Annotated in this window: 17 protein-coding genes; 10 read left to right on the top strand and 7 right to left on the bottom strand. The window is 45.2% G+C overall.

Translation table 11 applies throughout. The features are described from left to right. Positions 1-8 precede the first annotated feature (8 nt). The 3 genes from RQM65_RS15645 to RQM65_RS15635 all read right to left on the bottom strand — a co-directional run bounded on the left by RQM65_RS15645 (position 9) and on the right by RQM65_RS15635 (position 3,344). The gene (locus RQM65_RS15645; protein WP_314016356.1) at positions 9-971 is read right to left on the bottom strand and encodes an SMP-30/gluconolactonase/LRE family protein; all 963 of its coding nucleotides are present in this window, start codon (positions 969-971) and stop codon (positions 9-11) included. Positions 972-1,120: 149 nt separating this feature from the next. Then, positions 1,121-1,849, bottom strand: a complete 729-nt coding sequence (locus RQM65_RS15640) for a carbohydrate-binding family 9-like protein (RefSeq protein ID WP_314016355.1) — start codon at positions 1,847-1,849, stop codon at positions 1,121-1,123. 88 nt (positions 1,850-1,937) lie between these two features. After that, on the bottom strand, positions 1,938-3,344 hold the full coding sequence (locus tag RQM65_RS15635; RefSeq protein WP_314016354.1) for a Gfo/Idh/MocA family oxidoreductase: 1,407 nt from the start codon (positions 3,342-3,344) through the stop codon (positions 1,938-1,940). A gap of 177 nt (positions 3,345-3,521) precedes the next feature. Between RQM65_RS15635 and RQM65_RS15630 the strand changes: the two genes are divergently transcribed. From RQM65_RS15630 to RQM65_RS15605, 6 genes are all read left to right on the top strand, one after another. Next, positions 3,522-4,511 (top strand): 3-hydroxyacyl-CoA dehydrogenase family protein, encoded by a 990-nt coding sequence (locus tag RQM65_RS15630; RefSeq protein ID WP_314016353.1) that lies wholly within the window; start codon positions 3,522-3,524, stop codon positions 4,509-4,511. A 234-nt stretch (positions 4,512-4,745) separates the two neighbouring features. Continuing rightward, positions 4,746-5,864 carry a dipeptidase gene (locus tag RQM65_RS15625; RefSeq protein WP_314016352.1) on the top strand — a complete coding sequence of 373 codons (1,119 nt, stop codon included), beginning with the start codon at positions 4,746-4,748 and terminating at the stop codon, positions 5,862-5,864. 624 nt (positions 5,865-6,488) lie between these two features. Beyond that, positions 6,489-9,512 carry a SusC/RagA family TonB-linked outer membrane protein gene (locus tag RQM65_RS15620; RefSeq protein ID WP_314016351.1) on the top strand — a complete coding sequence of 1,008 codons (3,024 nt, stop codon included), beginning with the start codon at positions 6,489-6,491 and terminating at the stop codon, positions 9,510-9,512. Between the two features lie 9 nt (positions 9,513-9,521). Then, on the top strand, positions 9,522-11,099 hold the full coding sequence (locus RQM65_RS15615) for a SusD/RagB family nutrient-binding outer membrane lipoprotein (RefSeq protein WP_314016350.1): 1,578 nt from the start codon (positions 9,522-9,524) through the stop codon (positions 11,097-11,099). 343 nt (positions 11,100-11,442) lie between these two features. Next, positions 11,443-14,655: a VCBS repeat-containing protein gene (locus RQM65_RS15610; protein ID WP_314016349.1), complete on the top strand. Its 3,213-nt coding sequence runs from the start codon at positions 11,443-11,445 to the stop codon at positions 14,653-14,655. A 119-nt stretch (positions 14,656-14,774) separates the two neighbouring features. Beyond that, entirely contained in the window at positions 14,775-17,891 is a 3,117-nt protein-coding gene (locus RQM65_RS15605; RefSeq protein ID WP_314016348.1) for a DUF5107 domain-containing protein, read from the top strand. Positions 17,892-17,940: 49 nt separating this feature from the next. On the opposite strand, the gene RQM65_RS15600 is transcribed toward RQM65_RS15605, so the two are convergent. Further along, a complete protein-coding gene (locus tag RQM65_RS15600) occupies positions 17,941-18,786 on the bottom strand; it encodes a DUF2911 domain-containing protein (RefSeq protein WP_314016347.1) in 846 nt (281 codons plus the stop codon). Between the two features lie 258 nt (positions 18,787-19,044). Here RQM65_RS15600 and RQM65_RS15595 point away from each other — a divergent pair, with 258 nt between their 5' ends. The 3 genes from RQM65_RS15595 to RQM65_RS15585 all read left to right on the top strand — a co-directional run bounded on the left by RQM65_RS15595 (position 19,045) and on the right by RQM65_RS15585 (position 21,787). After that, complete coding sequence (locus tag RQM65_RS15595; RefSeq protein WP_314016346.1) at positions 19,045-19,542, top strand: SRPBCC family protein; 498 nt, start codon at positions 19,045-19,047, stop codon at positions 19,540-19,542. A gap of 240 nt (positions 19,543-19,782) precedes the next feature. Further along, positions 19,783-20,475: an SDR family NAD(P)-dependent oxidoreductase gene (locus RQM65_RS15590; RefSeq protein ID WP_314016345.1), complete on the top strand. Its 693-nt coding sequence runs from the start codon at positions 19,783-19,785 to the stop codon at positions 20,473-20,475. Between the two features lies 1 nt (position 20,476). Then, the gene (locus tag RQM65_RS15585; RefSeq protein ID WP_314016344.1) at positions 20,477-21,787 is read left to right on the top strand and encodes a cryptochrome/photolyase family protein; all 1,311 of its coding nucleotides are present in this window, start codon (positions 20,477-20,479) and stop codon (positions 21,785-21,787) included. Positions 21,788-21,812: 25 nt separating this feature from the next. Here the strand turns inward: RQM65_RS15585 and RQM65_RS15580 are convergent, their stop codons facing one another. After that, the gene (locus RQM65_RS15580) at positions 21,813-22,781 is read right to left on the bottom strand and encodes a DUF6340 family protein (protein ID WP_314016343.1); all 969 of its coding nucleotides are present in this window, start codon (positions 22,779-22,781) and stop codon (positions 21,813-21,815) included. Between the two features lie 236 nt (positions 22,782-23,017). Here RQM65_RS15580 and RQM65_RS15575 point away from each other — a divergent pair, with 236 nt between their 5' ends. Further along, the gene (locus RQM65_RS15575) at positions 23,018-23,473 is read left to right on the top strand and encodes a VOC family protein (RefSeq protein ID WP_314016342.1); all 456 of its coding nucleotides are present in this window, start codon (positions 23,018-23,020) and stop codon (positions 23,471-23,473) included. 116 nt (positions 23,474-23,589) lie between these two features. Here RQM65_RS15575 and RQM65_RS15570 read toward each other — a convergent pair whose 3' ends face one another. Together RQM65_RS15570 and dsrP are read right to left on the bottom strand one after the other, a co-directional pair. Continuing rightward, entirely contained in the window at positions 23,590-23,970 is a 381-nt protein-coding gene (locus RQM65_RS15570; RefSeq protein ID WP_314016341.1) for a DUF7009 family protein, read from the bottom strand. A gap of 10 nt (positions 23,971-23,980) precedes the next feature. Beyond that, positions 23,981-25,225: a sulfate reduction electron transfer complex DsrMKJOP subunit DsrP gene (dsrP, locus tag RQM65_RS15565; RefSeq protein WP_314016340.1), complete on the bottom strand. Its 1,245-nt coding sequence runs from the start codon at positions 25,223-25,225 to the stop codon at positions 23,981-23,983. Positions 25,226-25,229 lie beyond the last annotated feature (4 nt).

The raw sequence follows: 25,229 nt of genomic DNA, 5'->3' as shown, positions 1-25,229 counted from the left end.
GTACTTTTTCACTTCTTATTTTTTAGCGCGAACGCCCGGCCGGGGTGCTCGACCCTAAAGCGGTCGATGTTGCCCGTATCCTGCAGGGTGACGTAAGCAAGAGTTCCGTCTTCCCCGCCGAATGCGATGTTCGAGGCTTGTTTACCCGTCAGAAATATCTCCTCAAGCACATCCCCGTCGGGCGATACCTTAACTACGGTGCCTTTGCCGTGCCGGGTAATATATAAATTTCCCTTTACGTCGCAGCGCATTCCGTCCATTCCGAAATCATCGAATTTGATGAGCAACCGTTTGTTATCGATGTTGCCTTCGGGGGAAAGGTCGTACGCCCACACGTTACGCTGCACCGACTCGTTGACGTAAAGCGTCTTGTTATCGGGGCTCACCTCGATGCCGTTGGTAGTGCCCATATCGGCTTCGAGCAGGGTGAAGCTACCGTCCGTATCGATACGCCAAATTTGCCCGGTGGAATGCTCCCAGTCAGGATCACTGGCAAAAAGAATATCGGAATCCGAGATAGCGATGTCGTTGGGCTGGTTCATTTTATTGTTATGCGCGAACACGTCGATTTCCTTGGTGTCCATATCCACCGTTAGGATGTTATGCCCGGTATAATCCGCGATCAGCATGTCGCCACTTTGGTCGAAGCGGATGCCGTTACCCGTACTTCCGTCCGGCAGGGTAACAAATAAATCCACTTTTCCTCCGGGGGTTACGCGCCCTATCGTACCAGGTTTTTCAAAGTTCACGGCGTATAATGTACCATCGGCGGCCACTGCCGGCCCTTCGATACCCGATGGAAATCCGCCGGGTTCGGTAAAGATCTCGCTTCTGTATAGTTGCATGCTGTCCTGTTTTTCGATTGGGGTCTCCGTAGAGGTTTCTTTGTTCTGTTCGGATTTATCTTTGCACCCGAATATTAAAAGGAGTGCCATTATGGTGATGGGATTACCGATGGTTCGGATGTTCATAATCATGGTTTTAAAGGGATATTCCATTACACCCCGAAAAGGAAATTTGAGACTGTTTCAGTCTTTCAAATAGTTGTCTTAGGATACCCATTTGTTCAAAAACCAAGCTCCCGAACGCTGGTCTACCTTCAAGACTTTAATGGGATGCCCTATTCAAAAATCAAATCCCCAAAATATTCGGGCCTGTGGTAATCGGGATCCTCCGTGGCTATGGGGTTCCAGGTCACATAATGTTTTTTGGACATGGCGTCCCCGCATTTGTAAAAGTTGGATTTTGCCTTGCTTCCTTCTAAAGAAAGCCCCTTGTTAAAGGTCATGACCGCTGCGGGAATGATAACGGTCATTTCCCAGCTATGGCCCCCTTTTTTTTCAGAAAACGGTCGATCGCCCAAAGAGGATGCCGTCCTGATATGCTTTCGTATTACCTCGGGATCCACAAACTCCCTTTGGTGGCGACCGGGCCCATAGGCCAGGTGGACGGTACCGATGCAGTTGATTTCGAAGTTATAATAGTTGCCATCCCCCAAGGGGTCGAAGAAGAATTCCACACAGCTGTCCTTCGATACCGCGGAATTGGGCTCGGTATTTTTGGCCAAAATATGCGCTTCGGTCACATAGTATTTCAGCCAAATGTCGTTTTTATTACGGGCAATCCTGAATTCGACCTTCGGAGCGTAGGGAAAAGCATCCCAATTTACGACATCGATGGCATTCAGTTCGGTCCGAGCTTCCAAAAGTGCGGAAACCTCGACCAAGTCGGCCTCGCCGTCGTGCTCAATCTCGGTAACGATCAACTTTTTATCCTTCTGCCCTCCCATATAGTGTTTATTTGCCGGCGATAAAAAAACCGCCATGGCCATTAGTATAGTTATTTTCATGCTGCTTTCATTAAGGATATCGTAACTCTTTTGCGAGCTGTCATAAAGCCAAATCCGCAAAAAAAAACACGGAGACAAACTTTAGGCTTTACAACCGCACCGCCCGAGGCTCCAAATCGGTGAGTTCCGCAATTCGCACCGGCTCCCCGCTTTCTATACTTTTTCGCGCCGCGATACCGATAAGGATCGACATGGCACCGTCCCGAATGCCAGCGGCCCTATCGAAAGGATCCTTGGCCTCGGGGTTCTTGAAAATCTTGTTTTGCAGCTTTTCGTCGCCACCTCCGTGGCCTCCTCTTGAATACGGCACTTGAACGGTCTCATAATCCTGCCATACTTTATGAACGATAATCGGTTGGGACCGCTTTTCGCCCGCATCGCCCTGGTCCATTTCCAGGGCGTGCAGTTCATCTTGACTTAATTGCTGCTGCTCGTGATAAGGAATGTCCAACGAAGCCTCGATACGTCCCTTGGTGCCGTTAAAGGCAATCCTCCATCCCTCGAAAGGGGAATAGGTCGTCAAAGAGTAGTTGACCAGGGTGTTGTTCCGGTACTTGATCTGGGCTGACATTTTATCGTAAATATTGATTTCCTTCCTGAACAAACAATTATCCCTTATATACCCGTCGTATTGTTCATTGTTCACGTAAAGGTCCATCATCCGTTTGTCTTTGGTAATATCCCAATGGAATTTGCATTCGGATTTGTAATCGCAATCCCTGCAATTATTGCCCCTGAACTCATTATTGCTACCGTAAAGCTCAAGATCACCGTAGGCACTGACCTCTTCCGGATCGGAGTCAAGCCACCAATTTAAAAGATCAAAATGATGCGTGGCCTTATGCACCCATAACGTGCCACCGACCTCGCGCAACCCGTGCCACCGCCGGAAATAGGAGGCTCCGTGATAAGTATTTAGATACCAATTGAAATCGACCGAGGTTATCTTTCCGATCGTATCGTTTTGCAACAGTTCCTTGATTTTGGTGCTATAAGGGCTCCATCGGTAGTTGAACCCCACAATCAGATTTTTGTCATACCGGCGTTCGGCATCTAAAATCTGCTGGCATTTCTGTTCGTCAGTAGTCAGGGGTTTTTCGGTAAGCACATCACAGCCGAGCTCCAGGCCCCGAACGATAAATTGGTGATGGGTAGCATCGGTAGTGGTCACGATGACCAGATCTGGTCGGTTTTCGGCAATCATGGTGTCAAAATCAGAATAGGTATCGCACGACACTCCCATGTATTCTTTGGCATAGGCCAACCGACCCGGATTATTATCGCAAAGTCCCACATAGTCGATACTATCGGAGAATTCATCCACGATCCGTTTTCCCCAGAACGAGGTGCCGCGAACGCCGGTACCGACTAGGACTACCTTTAATTTTCGGTTTTTCAAGCCAAAATTCAAGGCGGGAACTCCCCCTAGGGCCGTACCTGCGGCAAGCATGGAAATCGAGGTTAAAAATCGGCGTCTGGATTCTGTTTTGCTCATAGTCTTAATTTCTGGTAGATTATTTTGTATAGTTTGGAGATGATTTCCCCCCTTGTGTTTGCATAAATATAATTATTTGTACTATACTATTCGTTTTAGCTATTACAAATTTTTGAAAGTTACCGATAATTTGAATAAATTACTCAAACTAGTAAAGACATAGGATGCAGGACAGCTATGAAAATTAACGACAATAAGGTCATCGGCATCATCGGTCTGGGCCTTATGGGCACGAGTATCGCAGCCGCACTGGCCCTAAAAGACCAAAAAATAATTGCGGTTGCCCCTATGGGGTCGGACCTGGACAAAGAAGCCCCCAAACGCATCCGACACTTTCTAGAAAAGTGCCAAGGGGAAGGGCTGACGGGGAAAGCTCCGGAAGAACTTATGGAGAATATCCACTTTACCACCGACTATGCGGATTTGAAATCATGTTGGTTGGTAATAGAGTGCGTTGTTGAAGACCTGGATATCAAACGCGAGGTCTTTAAAAAGATAGAACAAGTTGTTTCGCACGAGGTGATGATAACCTCGAACACCTCGGCCATTCCAATCAGTATACTTCAGGCCGATTTAGAGGTCCCCGAACGTTTTTATGGAATGCACTGGGCCGAACCGGCCTATACCTCCCCGTTTCTGGAAATCATCTGCGGAGACCGGAGTCCCATTGAAGGGGCGGAGCAACTGTACGAAATCGCCAAGCAATGGGGCAAGGAGCCTACGTTGGTCCGAAAAGATGTACGAGGTTTTATCACCAATAGAATTATGTACGCCATGTATCGAGAGGCGTTCCATCTGGTGGAGAACGGTTACGCGACGGTTGCCGATGTTGACCGCGCCTGTAAAAACGCAGGGGGGCAATGGATGGCCTTCTGCGGACTTTTTCGGTATATGGACCTTACCGGGTTGAAAGCCTATCACGCCGTGATGGGAGACCTGTTTCCCGAATTGAGCAATCGGAAAAGTGTACCCAAATTGATCGATGACATCGCAAAAGCGAACGGAAACGGGGTGTTTAACGGGAAAGGATTCTATGACTACACTCCCGAAGAGGCCGAAAAATGGAAAGAAACCTTTGAAAAATTTGCCTTTGACATGAACCGGCTTTCCAAGAAGTATGCAGCGGAGCTGGAAGATATTTCGAACAGTAATAATCCAAAACAGTGAGAAGTGAGAGGTGAACTTTGAGCAGGGCTCGCAGAGAAGATAGCGGAGAGCGGAGAAAAGACAAAGAGAAGATAAGGAGTGGTCAAAGATGAATAAATTGACGCGGCGATACGGAAAACTGAATAGAGCATATATTTCCAGTAGAAAAACATGGTCTTTATCCAGTATTCCTTGCTCTGTAATCTTTCTATTTTTAAGTGCAAAATTATTCCACAATTACCTAAATCGAAACTCGTGAAAGAGACTAGCAAAGTACCCTTTATCGTAGATGGCCATTTAGACCTGGCCACCAACGCCATGACCATGAACCGCGATCTCACCTGTACGGTGGCCGAAATACGGGAAAGGGAACGTAGGTTGGGATGGGACGACTACCAAGACCGCGGCCAGGGCACCGTAGCTTTACCCGACCTCCGGGAAGGCAATATCGGACTTGTAATAGCGACAATAATTTCCCGCTACTCCGAAACGGGCTCCCCCTTGCACACTATGGCTTTGAAAGGTTGGCATTCGCCCCGGCAGGCCTATGCCCATGCCCAAGGACAATTGGCTTGGTACCGCGAGATGGAGGCCGCGGGTGAGATGGTAGCCATTACCACCAAAAAGGGATTGGCCGATCATATAGCATTATGGACGGAAAATACCAACGATAACGCCAATAAGCCGATTGGCTATGTACTCGCCCTCGAAGGCGCCGATTCCATCGTCAACCTGGATTACCTCCATACCTACCATGAATTGGGACTCCGTTCTATCGGAATCTCCCATTTTGGTCCGGGGCGGTATGCCGCCGGTACCCATTCCGATGGAAGCGGATTGACACCCCTAGGGAAAGACCTGCTCAAGGAAATGAACCAACTTCCGCTGCAATTGGATCTCACCCACCTGACCGATACCGGTTTTTTTGAAGCCTTGGATATTTTTCAAGGCCCGGTCGTCGCCAGTCACCAGAACTGCAGAAGCATCATTCCGGGGGAACGGCAGTTTTCCGACGATCAAATCCGGTGCATCATAGAGCGAAAGGGAATTGTTGGGGGTGCCCTAGATACCTGGATGCTCTATCCCAATTTTAAATTGGGAAGGGATGACCCCAAGGAACGTGACATCCGCATGGAACTTTTGGTGGATCATTTCGATCATATCTGTCTAATGGCAGGTAACAGCGAACATATAGGATTTGGCAGTGATCTCGATGGCCTCTTCGGGCTCGAGCAGACCCCCCACGACATCGATACCATTGCGGACCTCCGAAAATTCGATGCCATCCTAGAAAAAAGGGGCTACAATGACAAAGACAGGGCAAACATCTTCTACGGCAACTGGATGCGGATGCTTAACAAAATAATGTCCTAAAAACGGAAGAATAAAAACGGAAACATAAAAGCCTGGAATTTTGTTCCTCTTAACGTCCGCCCATTAACACCTGTCCCTGAAAATGTTCGGCAGTTTTATCAAAAAAGCGCTGACTTTGAGAATACCATGGGCCTGGGCGCGACCTGATGATGCATACCGGCACTTTCTTTCCGGAACTTGTCCTTACCCAAAGTTCAGAAAGTTTCAAAGCTAACCGGTTATGGCACCACTCTGGGGACAGGGAATTATGAAATCGGCGTCAGCCAGAAACAAGCTGCTTCGAGCCAGGATTTGTTAAAGGAAACACGTAACCCAACCTCTCTTCTTTCGTAAAAATTGATATTCTCTATGGGGGAAGAATTAGAAGAGTATTTAGAGAGAAGTACCAAAATTCAATGTTCTTGCCAAATCGGACATGACTGACGAGAAATTTTCAATTATTGAATTATCTGCTTCTTATACGATAAAACCTCGCAATTATTAATCTAATTCTTGCTAAATACTCTTGATAATTCCAAATTTGCTCAATAATTCAGATAAACAGTTAGCAATATGAAAAAAAATTATATATTCACACGATATTAAAGAAATGTTAAATAACCAATCTAATGTAAGACCAAAATTATGACTAGAAAGTTACTCCTATTTTTTGCGCTCCTATTAGGGACGTTTCCTTTAATGGCGCAGGAAAAAACAATCACAGGTACGGTTACGGCTGCGTCGGACGGAACGCCGTTACCTGGGGTCAACGTATTGGTACAAGGTACCACGAACGGAACCCAAACGGATTTTGATGGAAATTACACCATAGAAGCTGCCGATGGCGATATTTTAGTATTTTCATATATCGGCACCAGAAGTCAGAACATTGCCGTGGGAGACTCGGACACTGTCGACGTCGTTATGGTCGAGGACGCCAGCCAACTCGATGAGGTCGTTGTTACTGCTTTGGGCATTAAACGAGATGAAAAAACCTTGACCTATGCCCAACAGACCGTTAGGTCCGACGAATTAACCAAAACGCGTGACCCTAACTTTATGAACAGTATTTCAGGCAAAGCCGCTGGGGTCGAGATTAAAAAAAGTAGTTCGGGCGCCGGGGGATCCACGAAAATTGTACTTCGAGGAAACAAATCATTAAGCGGTGATAGCTCGCCCCTCTTCGTGGTCGATGGTGTCCCTATGGCCAATAATAAAGGTGGGCAGCCGGGTATGTGGGGCGGAACAGACGGTGGCGACGGTCTTTCGGCAATAAATCCGGACGATATAGAGAGTATTAGTATTTTAAGGGGTGCGAACGCTGCAGTGCTGTACGGCAGTCAAGGCGCCAATGGGGTTGTTATGATTACCACCAAACAAGGTGTTGCAGGTAAAACGACCGTATCTTTGAATACAGGTTATTCCTTTGAACATTATCAAGAATTACCCGACCTGCAGTTTAAATATGGTGCCATTGGTACAGCGAAAGAAAGTTGGTCTCCCACTCCGGGTGATTATGCTAGTGAATATGTGGAGAATTTTTTTCAAACGGGGCATAACTTTAATAATTCGGTCAGTATCAGTGGGGGAAATGATAAAACAACGGCCTATTTTTCCTATGCCAACATTACCTCTTCGGGAATTACGCCCCAAAACAAGTACAAAAAGAACAATTTCACCTTTAAGCAGTCGACTAAATTTTTTAACGATAAGGTTACGATTTCTTCTGGAGTTATTATGGGAATTGAAGAAACCAAAAACCGATTACCCGCCGGGTACTATCTAAATCCCCTGACAGGTTTATATATGTTCCCTAGAAATCGTAATTTCTATGACTTTAAGGATAACTATCAAGTTTTTAATAGCGATCGAAATTTAATGGCGCAAAACTGGTTTGTAGAAGATCATCATCAATCGAATCCTTATTGGATTATCAATAAACAACCCAGAGTCGATGACACGAAAAGAATCATTGCCAACGCAACGGTTAAATGGGATATACTGGACAATCTCAATGTCCAGGTCAGGGGAAATTATGACTATGCCGCAGAAAAGCGCGAGCAACAGCACGCTGCTACTTCGAACGGTACGAACGTGCACCCTAACGGGGCTTGGAATTATCACAAATTTGAAGATCAGTTGGCGTATACCGATGTTCTTCTAAGCTATAATACCGATTTCAGTGAAAATATTAGCTTTAATGCGGTATTGGGTGCCAGCTACCAAAAGACCAAATACGGTGTAGGAGTCTCAGTTGGAACAGGAACATTGGGGCTGTTATATCCCAATGAGTATCTATTCCAGAATTTACCAACAAATGTACCTGTAAATTCTACGATCGATGAAGAAATTAGCAAACAGGGCGCTTTCTTAAATGCACAACTAGGCTATAAGGAAATGCTTTTCTTGGATATTTCAGGTCGTAACGATTGGGCCTCTACCTTGGCACTGACCGGTAACGACTCGTACTTTTATCCCGCATTTGGATTGACGGCTATTTTGAGCGAGATGTTCGATATGGGGAATGCAGTCAGCTTTGCAAAGCTTAGGTCCTCATACACCCAGGTGGCCAACGAAGTACCGTATAACCGTATATTTCCACAACACAATATCTCTGCCAACGGAGGGGTAAACAGAAATACACAAGCACCGTTTACGGATGGTAAGCCAGAAATCATAACCAGTTTGGAATATGGAGCGGATTTTCGATTTTTCCAAAATCGTCTAGGCCTTGATTTCACTTATTACAGCTTGACCAGCACCGATCAGTTCATTGAGGTTCCCTTAGATGCATCCGATCCGCTCTCCCAGGGTATTTATACGTCACGATTTATCAATGCCGGGGAAATCACCAACAAAGGGGTAGAGCTAACCCTTAGTGCAACCCCCGTAAGGAACGATAATTTTCAATGGGTTACAGCTTTTAATTTTGCCAAGAACAAAAATGAGATCGTAGACATTGGACCTGACGATGAAAGAGAAATTAATTTAGGTTCTTCTGAAGGTTATGCTTCAAAATTGGTTGAAGGCGGTGCTTTTAACGACCTCTACGTCTTTAAGTTTTTGAGAGATGACCAAGGTAGAATTATATTTGAAGACGGTAGTCCCAGAAAAACGGAACTGAGGGAGCTGATAGGCAATCTTGACGCGGATTGGTCGTTAGGCTGGAATAACAATGTAACCTTTGGCCGGTTAAATTTTGGTATGCTCATCAATGCAAAAATCGGTGGGAACGTTTTTAGCCAAACAGAAAGTATGCTTGATGGTGCCGGGGTTTCTCAACGTACGGCCGACGCACGGGATGCCGGAGGCGTCGCCGTTAACGGGGTAGACCAAGCATCCGGGTCCGCGATTACCACAGTAGATGCAGAAACATGGTACAGGGCCATCGGCGATCGTAATGGTGTCGGCGAAGCTTACGTCTATGATCGCACGAATATAAATTTAAGCCAACTGTCGTTGGGCTATGATATAAACGTTGAGAAAATGAACCTGCCCATTCAAGGGGCCACCCTATCTTTTATCGCCAATAATCTTTTATTTATTTATAAAGATGCTCCCTTTGATCCGGAGCTTGCGATGAGTACCAGTAGAAATGCCCAGGGTCTGGATAATTTTAATCTGCCTTCTACCGCAACTTACGGGTTTAATCTAAAAGTAAACTTTTAAAAAAGAATCATGAAAAAGTTCATACATCTAATTTGTGCGATATTGGTACTAGGTGCCTGTACCGACGATTTTGAGGAGATAAATACCAACCCTTACCAAATAACCGACGCGTCCCTTGAACAGAATTTCAATGATGTGGGATCATTTTATCCATCGATGTTCAGCCAAATTTTTGGCAATCAGGTAGATCATAATCTTACAAATGTGACTTATGCACAACATTTGGCAACACCGACTCCTTTTGTAGGCGGGATTAACAATACCACCTATTACATTCGATGGAACGGATATTGGTCACGACAATATAATAATGTTATGGCTCCAGCCAACCAAGTAATCGGTATTGCAGAGTCAAGCGATCAACCCGTCTTTGTAGAATGGGCCAAATTGATAAAAATATTATCAATGTCTCGACTGACCGCCTATCATGGCCCCGTTATATATACTCAGCACGGACCCGACGGCGATGGCTCCTATGATAGCGAAGAGACGCTTTATAATGCGTTTTTTGCCGATCTTGACCGTATCATCGGAGTTTTCGCAGCCAATACCGATTATGTTGGTTTGAAGGATTTTGATGCAAGTTTTGACGGCGACGTTGCCCTATGGGCAAAATACGCTAATTCCCTAAGATTGCAAATGGCAATGCGTCTAACGAAAGTCGATCCGGCTTTGGCAAAAACACAGGGAGAAAAAGCCCTGGCCGATCCAGTCGGACTCATCGAATCCAATGCGGACAATTTCAACATCAATTTATATGGCAATAAGTTTCATCCTGCACAGATCTGTTTTGAATGGGGAGATACAAGAATGAGTGCAACAATGGAGTCCATTCTAATTGGCTATAAAGATAATAGGATAGAGCCTTTCTTTGACCCTGTAGAAGATCTTTCGTTAGTGGCCGATCACCCTGATTGGCCTTATAAGGGTATTCGGAACGGAGCTGAACTGGTCGCTAAAGACGATCATTTACCTTATTCGACCATAGATATTAACTTTAACGATCCGGCTAAAGTCACCGAACGCAAGGTTATGAGTGCAGACGAAGTTTTCTTTTTGAAGGCAGAAGCAGCTTTACGCGGCTGGGCAGGTGCTGGTGATGCGCAAACCAACTATGAAAATGGCGTAAGAGCGTCTTTCGAACTTTGGGGCGCAGGTGGTGTCGACGACTATCTCGCCGACGACACAAGTCTGCCCATTGATTACGACGACGTCGTTTACCAAGGTGCCATCAATGATTTTGTCAATGAAATTACTACGACAGTTGCCTGGGATGAAGGTGCCGATAATGAAACGAAATTGGAGAAGATTATTACCCAAAAATGGATTGCGGCCTACACCAATGAAATGGAAGCCTGGGTAGACCATAGAAGAACGGGGTATCCGAAACTTCCTCCGGTCTATCAAAATAGTAGTAACTCGGATTGGGGGGTCATCCCAGAAGGAGAGATTCTTAGAAGAATGCCCTTTGTTCAATCGGAAAGAGAAAACAATGCTGCCGGTGTTTCCGATGCAACAGCTAAATTGGGTGGACCTGATGAAATTGGCACCCGATTATGGTGGGATACCGGGGGGCCGAATTTCTAAATGTTTTTTAAGTTCAATTGTTTTGAAAACCTGTGAGGCATGCTTCACAGGTTTTTTTTAACCACAGTAGTATTAATACCACTTGCTTCGTCGGATGGCAAGAAATAAAAAATGATGAACTAATTATAAAACTGAGGTTCAATGTAGTTTTAATAATTTGGTAACTTACCAAGGACTAATTCCATAGGATCAAACAATAAAATTTCATAATTTGACCGATCACTATGACCAAGAAACCGAAATGATCAATACGCCAAATTTTAGTAGAAGTACTTACCTCTTATTCTTTATTAGCCTGCTTTTTTCATGCCAACAGATCAATGAAGATAAAATGTTTACTTTGATGCCGAGCAGCAAAACCGGGGTTACGTTCAAAAACGTTTTGGGTGAAACCAAAAAATTTAATATTCTAACCTACGGTTATATCTATAATGGTGGTGGTGTTTCCATTGGCGATCTAAACAATGACGGTCTTCAAGACCTTTATTTTACCGGTAACATGGTAGGTAGCCGTCTTTACATCAATAAAGGCGATTTTGAATTTAAAGAAATTGCTGAAAAGGCAGGCGTCTTTGCAGCTGGATTATGGAACACCGGCACGACCATGGTGGATATCAATGCAGATGGTCTATTGGATATTTACGTATGTAGGTCTGCGGCAAAAGATGATTTTAAAAGAAAAAATTTACTGTTCATCAATAACGGTGATTTGACTTTTACGGAAAAAGCCGCGGAATATGGCATAGATGATGCGGGCTATTCTACACAAGGTGTCTTTTTTGACTATGACAAAGATGGAGATCTAGACCTATATGTCGTCAATCACTCTACACAGGAATTCGCAAGTTTCAGCCAAATTACGAACAATCTCAAATATCGCAGGAATCCCGCTTTTGAAGATAGATTGTACAATAATGAGAACGGGAAGTTCAGAAACGTAAGCGACGAAGCGGGCTTGGTTTCCAATGTTCTAGGTTTTGGGCTTAATGCTGCCGTTTCGGATGTTAACAATGACAATTGGCCTGATATCTATATATCCAACGATTTTAATGAACAGGATTATTTGTATATCAATAATCAAGATGGTACGTTTTCCGAAAATCTACAAAAATACATTGGTCATACTTCCCATTTTTCCATGGGTTCGGATATTGCCGACATCAATAATGATGGCTATCCCGAAATTATGACATTAGACATGCTTCCCGAAGGCAATTATCGCTCAAAGATGGTCTCTGGCCCAGACAATTATGATAAGTTCATGGTAATGTTAAACAATGGATTTTATCATCAAAGCATGCGAAACATGCTGCATTTGAACAATCAGGGCAAATCGTTCTCTGAAATTGGACAATTCTCAGGTGTTTCAGGTACCGATTGGAGTTGGGCATCCCTTTTTAGCGATCTGGACAATGATGGATACAAAGATATCTTCATTACAAACGGAATCAAGAGAGACTATACCAACATGGACTTCATGAACTACGCCGTTCAAGAGAAGATTAACGAAAACAAAACGGGGGTAGAAATGGCAATTACGGACCTACTGGAAAATATGCCGGCAACAATTGAGGAAAACTATACCTTTCACAATAATGGAGACCTCACTTTTACAAAGGTCAATACCGAATGGGGATTAAACCAAAAATCATTGTCTAACGGAGCCGCCTATGCCGATTTGGATAATGACGGCGATATGGACTTAATCGTCAACAACACCGATGAACATCCTTTTATTTATAGAAACAACAGCGATTTTCAAACAACGAACAACTATCTTAAAATTAAATTAATTGGCGAAGGCAAAAATACTTTCGGTATTGGCGCCAAGGTCATATTCGACGCAGGTGACCAAACCCAAACTCAGGAGATGATGCCCACAAGAGGATTCCAGTCTTCAATAGATTATAATATGGTATTTGGCTTGGGTGAGGCCGAGCAAATTGATACTATTACCATTATTTGGCCGGATTCTAAGATACAACATATAATAAAGGTCCAAGCCAATCAAACCATTACGCTGAAACAAAAAGATGCGGAAGAGCCCGGCAAGGAAATAGAAAAAGAAACACCTACCTATTTCACGAATATTTCTAAAGATAGTTTGATTCCCTACGTCCATCATGAGAACAACTACATCGATTTTAAACGGGAACAATTGTTGCCTCACAAACTTTCTACCCAAGGCCCGACCATCGTCAAGGGCGACGTAAACGGTGATGGTTTAGAAGACCTTTTTATGGGAGGAGCCAAGGAACAATCAGGGGAGCTTTGGATACAGACCAGGACCGGTGGATTCGAAAAAGCGAACGCTATGTTTGACCAAGATGCCGGTTCGGAAGATACCGGTGCCCTTTTTCTCGATGCAGATAACGATGGGGATTTGGATCTTTATGTGGTCAGTGGCGGGAACGAGTTCGACCCCGATTCCCCCGAATTGCAAGACCGGTTGTATTTGAACGATGGTCGGGGAAAGTTTATCAAAGCTACCACTTCCCTCCCATCAATGCTGAGCAGCGGGTCGTGCGCGGCAGCAGGCGATTACGATAATGACGGCGACCTTGATCTGTATGTGGGTGGCCGCTTGGTGCCGGGGCAATATCCGAATGCGCCGAGAAGCTATCTGCTTGAAAATGACGGAAACGGCAACTTTAAGGATATTACGGCATCGGTAAACAAAGACTTGGTAAAGCCGGGCATGGTCACCGATGCGATTTGGACGGATTTTAACGGGGATGGTCAAACCGACTTGATGTTAGTGGGTGAATTTATGGCGGTTCGTATCTTTAAAAATTCCGATGGTCGCTTGACGGAACTCCAAACGGATTCAGGCCTATCAGGTTCCGAGGGCTGGTGGAATCGTATCGTTGCCGGGGATTTCGACAACGACGGTGATACCGATTATATCGCGGGCAATTTTGGGGGGAACTCCCAGCTCAAGGCATCCCGCGACGAACCAGTACGGCTTTATGCAAGGGATTTTGATAACAATGGCTCTCTCGACCCCATCCTGACCTCATATGTCATGGGCGAGAGCTATCCCATATTTTCAAAAGACGATTTATTGGGTCAGATCAGCAGTCTAAAGCGTAAATACGTAAACTATTCCGACTATGCCGACCAAAAGATCACGGATATCTTTACATCCGATGAACTGTCCGATGCCCAAATCCTGGAAGCCAATAATTTTGCGACCAGCTTTATCGAGAATCTGGGCAACGACCGATTCGAGATAAGTTCCCTCCCCGCTCCCGCCCAATTTGCCCCCGTTTATGGGATTTTGGTCCAAGATTTTAACGAAGATGGTAATCTTGACGTCATTCTCGGCGGGAATTTTTTCGGTACCCGGGTGAAATACGGGCGTTACGATGCCAACAAAGGAGTATTGCTTTTCGGAGCCGGTACAGATGCATTCGAGGTAACAACTGTAAAGGAAAGCGGTCTGAATATGGACGGAGAGATCAGGGACATCACCTCCATAAAACTGGCAGACGGCGCTGAGCTTATCATTTTTGCACGAAACGATAAGGCAGTGGCAACCTATACGGTGAACTAGTCCATTCAACGGTTTAACTTTCTTACTAATCAGCTTCAAGAATTTCTCCTTTTTTTATTCGATGGGGTGCATGTTGATCGAGACTAAGGTTAATCGATCAAATTTTAAATAATTTATTAATGACTCGAAAACTAAGCTACTATTTAATTCTATCGCTGATTATTTTAGTTGGTTCGGTAATCCAAGCCCAATCCGTCAATATAAAAGAAGAAACAAAATCATTAGGCACCTACGGGTTCGCAAAACCGAATCCGGTTCCTATTCTTGGCGAAAATCCAAAAATATTCCCCTACTTCAAATTTGAGGAATACGAACATACCGCCAAGAAAAAAGATTGGAAGGTAGTGACCTTAGAAAACGATTACATCAAAGTGATGGTGTTACCGGAAATCGGGGGCAAAGTGTGGGGCGCCATAGAAAAGAGCACGGGCGAAGAGTTTTTATATAAGAACGAGGTCATCAAGTTCCGGAATATTGCCATGCGTGGACCTTGGACCTCGGGGGGCATCGAGTTCAACTTCGGGATTATCGGGCATCACCCCTCGACCGCCACGCCCGTTGACTATCTTACGAGAACCAACGCAGACGGCAGCGTGAGCTGTATAGTAGGTAGTACCGACCTGCCTTCAAACACTTTTTGGACCGTCGAAATCTGTTTAGAAAAAGACAAGGCCTACTTCGAGACGAATGCCTCTTGGTACAATGCATCCCCACTGACCGAGGCGTATTATAACTGGATGACCGCGGCGGCCGTAGCTTCGAACGACCTCGAGTTCTTCATTCCCGGTAACACCTATGTCGAGCACAATGGCAATGCCCATCCTTGGCCCATCGACGGCGAAGGCCGTAATCTGGCCTTGTACAAAAACAATAATTTCGGGAGCGCCAAATCCTATCATATCGTCGGGGAATACAATGACTTTTTCGGGGGGTACTACCACGACCGAAAGTTCGGCTTCGGCCAATGGGCGCCATATGAAGAAATGCCAGGTCAAAAATTATGGTTGTGGGCCTTGTCCCGCTCCGGAGGAATTTGGGAAAATCTACTAACCGATTCCGATGGGCAGTATATCGAATTTCAGGCGGGCCGTTTGCTCGACCAATATTCCGGCGGTGCCATCAATCCCATCAGTCAAGTCGGGTTCGACCCGTATATGATGGACACGTGGCACGAAATCTGGTTTCCCTATAAAGAAATCGGGGGAATGGTCGATGCTTCCAAAGAAGGTGTCCTCAATGTTGAAAAGGAAGGGAATGAAATCCATATCGGGCTTAATGCCCTACAAAATTTAGATTCCAAAATCGAAATTATCCTCAACGGAAAAACCACTTTTTCAGAAAAACTGGCTCTGCAACCCATGGATATTTTCTCAAAATCGATTCCCATTAAAAAATCTGACAGCATAAAGGTTTTTGTGGAAGGCACCGAACTGGCCTATACCCTCCCGTCAAAAGCAAACATACTGAAAAGACCATTCCATTCCGATATGGAATTGCAAGTTTCCGCCACGGAACAACTATTGGCAGAGGGCTCCGAAGCCTTGGTGTCTCGGGAATACGAACTGGCTTATACAAAATTATCCGAATTGATCGACCTGGACCCATCCCACCGTGCGGGCCTTATCCGTTTGGCCCAACTGGATTACCGGACGGCAGATTATGGGAGTGCCCTGTCGCATATTAATTCCGTACTACGGATGGACACCTATAACTCAGGCGCTAATTATGTCGCTGGAATTACCTACCGCGCGATGAACGACACTATCAATGCGCTCGAATCTTTCGGTTGGGCGGCAAGGGATGCGAAGCATCGATCGGTATCCTTTGCACAAATGGCGGAACTCTATCTGGCCTCAAAGAGTTACGAAAGGGCCGAAATGTACGCCCATAAAGCATTGGATTTCAATACGTATAACATCAATGCCAGAAAAGTCCTAGTGGTCGCAGCCCGAAAGATGGATCGATTACAGCAGTTCGAAAAAGAAATATCCGAACTTTCCGCAATCGCTCCCTTAGATTATTTTGTACAAACGGAAAAGAACTTTCTTAACGACCAAGTTCCGACTTTGGCCTTGACCAATGAGTTCCCTTCGGAAACCGTGCTGAACTTAGCAATTCAATATCAGCACCTGGGATTGCAGCGAGAAGCGCTACAAGTGTTGGATGCTAATCGCCTTGATACGAAAAATAAACTCTGGAAAGCTTACTTATTGCGAAAGATAGATGCCGCGAAAAGTACTACCCTATTGGAGAATGCCGCAGCTGATGAGGTGGCCTTCGTATCCCCATACCGAAGGGAAAGCCTCGCCGTTCTGGAATGGGCCGTACAGCAATACGATTCCTGGAAATTCGACTATTATCTGGCACAGAACTATGTGGCCGTGGGACAGGTGAACAAGGGAAAAGCGATTCTTAGGACCTTAAGGGATAGACCTGATTCTGCAGTGTTCTATAGGTTCCGCGCAAAAATGATTGGGGATGGCGATACTACAAGCGCATCCGAAGACCTATCAAAAGCCTTGGCAATGAAGCCTAAGGATTGGAAAGTCTGGGAAGAAAAAATTCAATTCCTTCTTAAAAGTGGGAATAATGACAAAGCTTATGATACCTCGAAAAAAGCCTATTCCAAATTCCCTAAAAACTACAATATCGGCCTCGCCTATGCCAAATCGTTGCTCAATACAGGTCGATACGAAAAAGTACTTTCCATTCTGAAAAGCATACAGGTGCTCCCCTACGAACACGCCAGCGAAAGCCGCGACATTTATGAAAGGGCGCACTTGGCCGTCGCAAAATCCTATCTGGAACAAAAAAATTATGGGAAGGCGATACAAATATTAAAATTAGCCAAAGAGTGGCCGGAGAATATCGGGGTGGGAAAACCCTATGGACCCGATGAAAGGGCTCAGAACTACCTGCTGGCATTGGCTCTTGAAAGGAACGGGGAAATCGATAAGAGCAAGGCACATCTTAAGGAAATCAGCAGCTACAGTAAGAATAACATCCACACCAATTCCCTAAACCATTTGTATGGTATCCTGGCCCTTAAGACTTTAGGAAATGAAAAGGAATTGGACAGCTATACCTCAAAACTGAAAGCAACTTTGGACGATGGCCACCTGAAGAGCGAATTGGCATTGGCCCTTTTCAAAGATAGCGAGACAGAAGACGTGCTATCTAAGAAATTAGTCCCTGATGATGTACTAGACTTAGCCCATTGGGCCTTAAAACAATAAGCCCCGGCCTATCTGGGCCAGGGCTCATGATCTTAGGGAGCAGGAGCTTTTACTGCGCCCCCCACTCCTTCAATGAATCGTTGTTCATCTTAATGTAATCGTCATTACCGGCTTCCTCGGCTTTGGCCAGTGATTTCTTGGCGGTTTCAATTGCGGCTTTTTTGTCCCCTGCCTCGGCCTGGATCAAAGATTGCTGTCGCAGCTGCCAGAACGCAGGCTCTTCAGTCATTTCCATGGCCTTGTCCATCCATTCCTGTGCCTTGGAAATATCTTTTCCTTCGCTGAAATAATAGACCGCGGCCGCATAATAGTCTCCCGCTTTGGGGCTGCCCGACATCGCATCCTCAATATTCTTCATTACCTGATCATCGGTAGAAAATTCGATGGGAACACCCACATACACGTTTTCCCAGCGCATACCCAGATTGGCACTTCCGGTTTTAAGCTCGTCGAAACCCATGGTAAATGTTTCGATATCCATGGGTAAAGCGTTCACCTGAACGCTGGTCTTTGCAGCAATTTTGTCATCCTCCAATTCTTGCGGAACGCCCCCGTCCGTTTCGGTATAGAAAAAAACCTCCCACGCCTGTCTTCCAGGCTTTGTGAAGATGGAATACGATCCTGCTTTCAATGGTTGTCCGTTTACGGTAACATCATCGCTAAAGCTAATTTTGGTCCTATCGTTGGCCCCTGTGCGCCATAGCTTGTCGTAGGGCACCAGATTTCCCATTATAGTGCGGCCCCGCATCGAAGGGCGCGAGTATTCCAAGGTTACATCGGTGAGGCCCACCGTTTGTTCCACTTTTGAATAAGGACTAGGAGCCGGGGTCTCGATTTGTGCCTCCACGGCTAGGGAAGTCACAAAAAACAATGTCAATACAAGTAATTTTTTCATTTGTTCTTTTTTTAGTTTACGCAAATCTACTATAATGAGTCAATCCAAATGTTAACAAAAACCTAAAGATAGAAAATTTTGAAACCTGCAAACCTTGAACATGAACCTTTTACCTAGTCCTTTTTCCAATGTGCGTCAGAACCGGATTGCCAAGGCAAACAGGATATTAGGGGTTACAATCGTTTAATATTATGCAATTGTTTAAGCAATACGGTTCTTTATTAAACAAAATGATTTTATATTTGTGTAAACTCGATTATGAAGTTATATCGTTTGCATTCCAAACAATCCCTTCCGATTTCAAGAGAAGAGGCATGGGACTTTCTATCCGACCCTAAGAATCTAAAGACGATTACCCCTGACCATATGGGATTCAATATGCTCTCCGGGGGCGATCGACCTATGTTCGCCGGTCAGATCATACAGTATAAGGTTTCCCCTTTTCCTGGATATTCCACCAAATGGGTTACGGAAATAACCCACGTTAAGGAGGGGGAATATTTCGTGGATGAGCAGCGTTTTGGTCCTTACTCCCTCTGGCACCACAAGCATTTTTTGAAATCCATAAAGGGTGGAACAGAAATGGAGGATATCATAGACTACAAAATTCCTTTCGGGATACTGGGCCAGCTAGCGCATCCTATTGTCGTAAAAAAGCAATTGAAACAAATTTTCTCGTATCGGGAGCGAAAACTGATCGAGCTTTTCGGTAGTATGGAGGGGAGCGCTAAGGAACTTCATTTTTCATCCGTGTAAGAGCCTTGCTAACGGAGCTGAGCGGGGACAAATGCCGATATAGTGCCGAACCCAGTGAAATGGACTGTAGCCTTTTTAGTGGCAGTTGCATTGGCATTGAAGCAGTTACGCTGATCCTAACGACAGCAGCAACGCCAGTTACAACAGTGACCATCAGGTCGAAGGCGAATCAGAAAGAAGTTAAGCATTTTTTTATAACATCATTATTCTATAAACTCATAACCTATAAACCATTTTCTTATGAAAAAGAACATACTGTTAATTGGTGGATCGCACGGTATCGGCTTTTCGTTGGCCGAACAGCTTCAAAAAGATCATTCCGTTTATATCGCGTCGCGAACAAAAGATGCCCTGAACGATCTCGATGTCGAATACATTTCCTATGACGTAACATCCGATGAATTCGACAGCTCCGTATTACCGGAAAAACTACACGGTTTTGTATATTGTCCCGGTAATATCGATCTTAAACCGTTCAAGATGATGAGCTTGAACAACTTTGAGGAAGACATGAAGCTCAATTTTTTCGGTCTGGTAAAGACCGTAAAGGAAATTGTTCCGAAAATGGCGGACGGTGCCAGTATGGTGTTTTTCAGCACGGTGGCCGTAAGCACGGGCATGCCTTTTCACACAAGTATCGCTGCCGCCAAAGGTGCCATAGAAGGCTTTGCCAAATCATTGGCTGCCGAATATGCCCCTAAACTAAGGGTTAATGTCATTGCACCCTCGCTAGTGGACACGCCTTTGGCGGAACGATTGCTGAACAACGACAAGAAGAAAAAGAAAATGGCGGATAGACACCCTTTAAAACGCGTTGGCCGGCCTGAAGATATCGCCGATATCGCCCAATTCCTGCTCAGCGATAATAGCAGCTGGATGACCGGGCAGGTAATTGGTGTCGATGGGGGTATGTCAACCCTGAATCTTAGTTAAGATGAGCAAAAAAGTAACTGTATTCTGGTTTCGAAGAGATTTACGTTTAGATGATAACGTAGGTTTTCTGGCTGCTCTTCAGGGCGATTTCCCGGTGTTGCCAATTTTTATATTCGATACTGAAATTCTGGACAAACTTCCAAAAGATGACGCACGGGTGACCTTCATACACGAAACCCTTCAGAAAATTCGGAGTCAGGCACAGGAAGAGAACGGGAGTTCGATTGCGCTCTATTATGGGAAGCCGGCATCGGTGTTTAATGACCTGTGTAAGGAACACGATATCGCAAGCGTTTATACGAACCATGATTACGAACCCTATGCCAGGGAGCGAGACGAAAAAATAGAAAAGCTTTTAAGGGAAAAAAATATTGAATTCCGGACCTTTAAAGATCAGGTTATTTTTGAAAAGGATGAAATAGTCAAAGACGATGGCGACCCTTATGTGGTATATACCCCATTTAAGAACAAGTGGAAATCCCATTTTGACTCCGATGAGCATTTAAAAATCCACTATACAAGCCAGTATAGGGATAACCTCATCGATCATTCCCGTTTGCCAAACTTAAGCCTGTCGGACATGGGGTTCGAAACTTCTTCCCTGAAAGTTCCCGATTATGATGTTACACCGACCCTGATCCAAAACTACGAAAAGACCCGTAATTTTCCGGCAAAGGAAAACGGGACCTCCCGTTTGGGTCCGCATTTACGGTTTGGAACGGTATCCGTCCGGAAAATGATGAAAAAAGCGATCGCGGAAAAAAATGAGGTGTTTTGGAGCGAACTGATATGGCGGGAGTTCTTTATGCAAATCCTTTGGCATTTTCCCCGCACGGTAGATGAGGCTTTTCGAAAAAAATACGACCGGATCGACTGGCGCAACAACGAAGGGGAATTCGAGAAATGGAAAAAGGGCGAAACGGGATTCAAACTGGTGGATGCCGGGATGCGCCAGCTCAACGAGTCCGGGTACATGCACAACCGGGTGCGAATGCTGGTGGCCAGCTTTCTTTGCAAACACCTACTCATCGACTGGCGCTGGGGCGAGGCGTACTTTGCCGAAAAGTTGCTGGATTATGAAATGAGTAGTAACGTGGGCAATTGGCAATGGGCCGCGGGTAGCGGGGTCGATGCGGCTCCGTATTTTCGAATCTTTAATCCCATGACCCAAGTCGATAAGTTCGACAAGGACAAAAAGTATATTTCGGAATGGGTACCAGAACACGATCGGGAATCCTATCCCGAAAAAATGGTGGACCATAAAGAGGCCCGGGAACGATGTTTGGAGGTTTACAAAGCGGCTTTAAATTGATTTATAACCTTGCCGGTAATCCCTGCTATCGCGACAATTGCTGGTTTAGCAGTCGTTCTTCCACCATTCGGTTCCGGAGAATATGTACATAGCGCAGCGCATCTTTGTTCCGATAATCCGAATAGGATTTTGACGCCCATTCCAGCGCCGTTTCCAGATTGCCGTTGATTTCACTGATGATCGCCATATTGTAACAGGCCCTCCCGGCGACCTTTTCCTTTTTGTTGCCCAGCTCTTTTTCCCATAGATCGGCCGCTCCTTCCCAATCGTTGGTTTGGGCCCTGCGCTGTGCGACCTTAAAGTTATCGGTGCCCCTGACAAAATAGCTCCTCGAAATACGTTTTCGCAAGGGACGCACATCCAATCCATATAAATTTCCGAGATTAGAACTATTTTGCAATACCGCTTCTTTCCGTCCGATTACCGCTTCGACCGCCTTTACCGGATTTATCCCCTGACCTACCGATACAATGTGATCCTTCGAAACGAATTCGTCAAGTAACCTCTTGTTTTTCGGATCATAGATACGCCATCCATTTTTCAGCACGGTATTTAAGGTCACCTTATGCCCCGGAAGGGATACGTCGATACCCAATTGATTGGGAACGGATACCATTCCCACCTCATAATCCACCGTTGTATCGGTATCGTAAAATTCTAAAGAGAACAGGATGTCAACGTCAAATTCCTCACAAATTTGATTCACGGCCTCCCATTTCAGCGCAGCCGGAAAAACACCCAATCCTTTTCGCTGTATAGCGATACTATCGATTATACGTATTGTCTCGAAGCGTTCGTTTTGGGATAGTTCATCAAAAAGGCCTACGACTGCCGATTCAGCGCCCTCTTTATCCAAATTGCGACCCTCTAGCGATAGTATCTTGTCAATTTGATCAACGGTTCGATTAGCTTCCGCGGGTAAACTGCGGTTAATAATACCGATTTTCGCCACCTCTGAAGGTATGGTGATGCGCGCGGGCTCGACCGTGTTCATGGTCAATCTATTTGTAGAACTGCAAGAAAAGAAAACTACGGATAGACATACGAAACTGATAACTGACTTAAAATTTATCATGAGATTGGATTTGGGTGGTTGTTCGGTGGTGTGGAATTCGCCGACACCTTGGTATTTAACTCAGAATGTTGTCTAAAATTGCCATCAAACTGTAAATAAGACAGAGGTTTTTTTAATACCTTCATTCCAATCAAATCATTCCTTAAAACACACCGATGAAAGCACACATAGAACTACTGCTATTGCTATCTCTCACTACCAATTGCCTACTCCTGCAGGCCCAATCTTTCGACTTTCAATTCGACCACTTCGCCATTGTGGTAGCCGATGTCGATAAAAGCGCGGAATTTTACGCCACCGTTCTGAATTTGGAAGAAACACCTCATCCGGACCGAAAACCGGGCTTTCGATGGTTTATTATCGATGACAATACCCAAATCCATCTGATCCAAAAAGAATTCGCTCCTTTTGAAAAAAACAAATCCATGCATCTGGCTTTGGCCACTCAGGACCTCGACGGATTGATCGCCCATTTAAAGTCTAAAAATGTGGTTTTCGATGATTTTGCAGGCAATAAAAACACCATAAAACACCGTTCAGATGGCGTAGATCAAATCTACATTCGAGATCCGGACGGATACTGGATCGAAATCAATACGGTAGTCCATTGATTGGAGATTTCCAATACCCCCTTTCGAAGCTCGGGGAACGGAATCACATTACAAAGTATCTTTCAAAGCCTGGGAATCAAAGGTTCCAAAAACCACTTTAAATTGGAATTTGACACTCATGAATTGACGTTTTCGTCAGCCCTGGGATTGGGATAGTTGTCGGATTCGTCCTCGTCCCTGTCGTCCAAGCAAACGAAGTCTTTTTCAAGGGTTAGGTCAAGCTCTTGCCCGTCGTCCAGTATCTGGGTATGATAAAACCCTACTTGGTCACTGGCGTCCCAATCCCTTACTAGGTCCGTGGGAACAAAAAGAATGATGCCTTGGTTTAAAAACGAGGCGTACAAATTGTCATGCTTATCTGAAGTGGTCACAGCATAAACGAAGTGTGCCTCGTTAAACTGGGTCTTTTCTCTGAAGATTCCCTTTTCGCAAACGGAGTCCACCTCCTTCTTGGTCAAACGAAAACGAACCGAATTTCCTTTAATACGAATTTTCATGACGATACTGTTACGCGGTTTTGGATGCTATTTTTTTCTTCCTCTTGTATCTTAGCTTCCCCAATTCAATGGCAATCGAGGTCTTGGCCAACATGGTAAAAATAAAAGCCCCCATGGCCCAGATACCAAAGGTCACCCCTATTTCGATACCCGTGGGGGTGTATTCGGCTATGACGCCGTAGGGCCCAGGAATAAATCCGGGAACGATGAGCCCGAAACCTTTCTCTACCCAAATGGCTACGAACAGCATGAAACAACAAAGATACAGCACCTTGGGGTTATTGCGAAGTTTATTAAAAGTTAGCATGACCGTTGCCAAGAGATTCAAGCTAATGGCCGTCCATATCCACGGCAACAGCGCCGTTTTACCCTCCAAACCGAAGAAAAGATAGTAAGCGCTTTCACTGTGGTGGGTAGGGGCGTAAAATTCTTTGAACAGTTCTGAAATCAACATGATCATGTTGATCTGCGCCGCAACGACCACGATCATCGCTATTTTTTTAATGGTTTTTTGTTCAATCTTAAATTCCGTAAACCTACGGATCACTGCCAGAACCAAAATGATAAGTGCAGGGCCTGCCGCGAAAGCGGAAGCCAAGAAACGGGGACCAAGAAGTGCGTTGTTCCAAAAGGGACGTGCCTGAAGTCCTTGATATAAAAAAGCGGTCACTAAATGGATCGCCACGGCCCAAAGCACCGAAAGTATCGCCCCCGGCACGTAAATCTTCCGCTTGGCCTCCTTGCCCTGGTAATGTTGGAATAGGATGTAGAGGGGAATGGTGATGTTTATAAAAAGATAGCCGTTCAGGGCAATAACGTCCCACGCCAACATGGAGCTTGGAAAATTGAAGACCCCTATGCCCGGTATTATGTGCCAAAGTACGGAAGGTCCTCCCATATCGGCAACGATAAAAGCCAAACACATGATGAGAGCGGCAACGGCGAGCCCCTCCCCAATCAGCACGGCGTGCTTAAAGTCCATATCCTTTAAAATATAGGTGGGCATTACCAGCATTACGGCCGCAGCCGCCACCCCCACCAAAAAAGTGAAATTAGATATGTAGAGCCCCCAACTGACCCTATCGGTCATGCCCGTAGCACTCAGGCCCTCGTCTAACTGCACCGAATAGCAGTACATACCGATGAGCATGATAGCGGTCAAGAAAATCATCCAAATATGATATGGCTTTGAGCCGTGGGTTACGTGCTCAAAACTATCCTTTACCATGCTGCCAAAAGCCTTTAAAGTATTCATCTGC

Source organism: Pricia mediterranea, assembly GCF_032248455.1.
Taxonomy (GTDB): domain Bacteria; phylum Bacteroidota; class Bacteroidia; order Flavobacteriales; family Flavobacteriaceae; genus Pricia; species Pricia mediterranea.
This window is presented reverse-complemented; position numbering and strand designations above follow the sequence as displayed.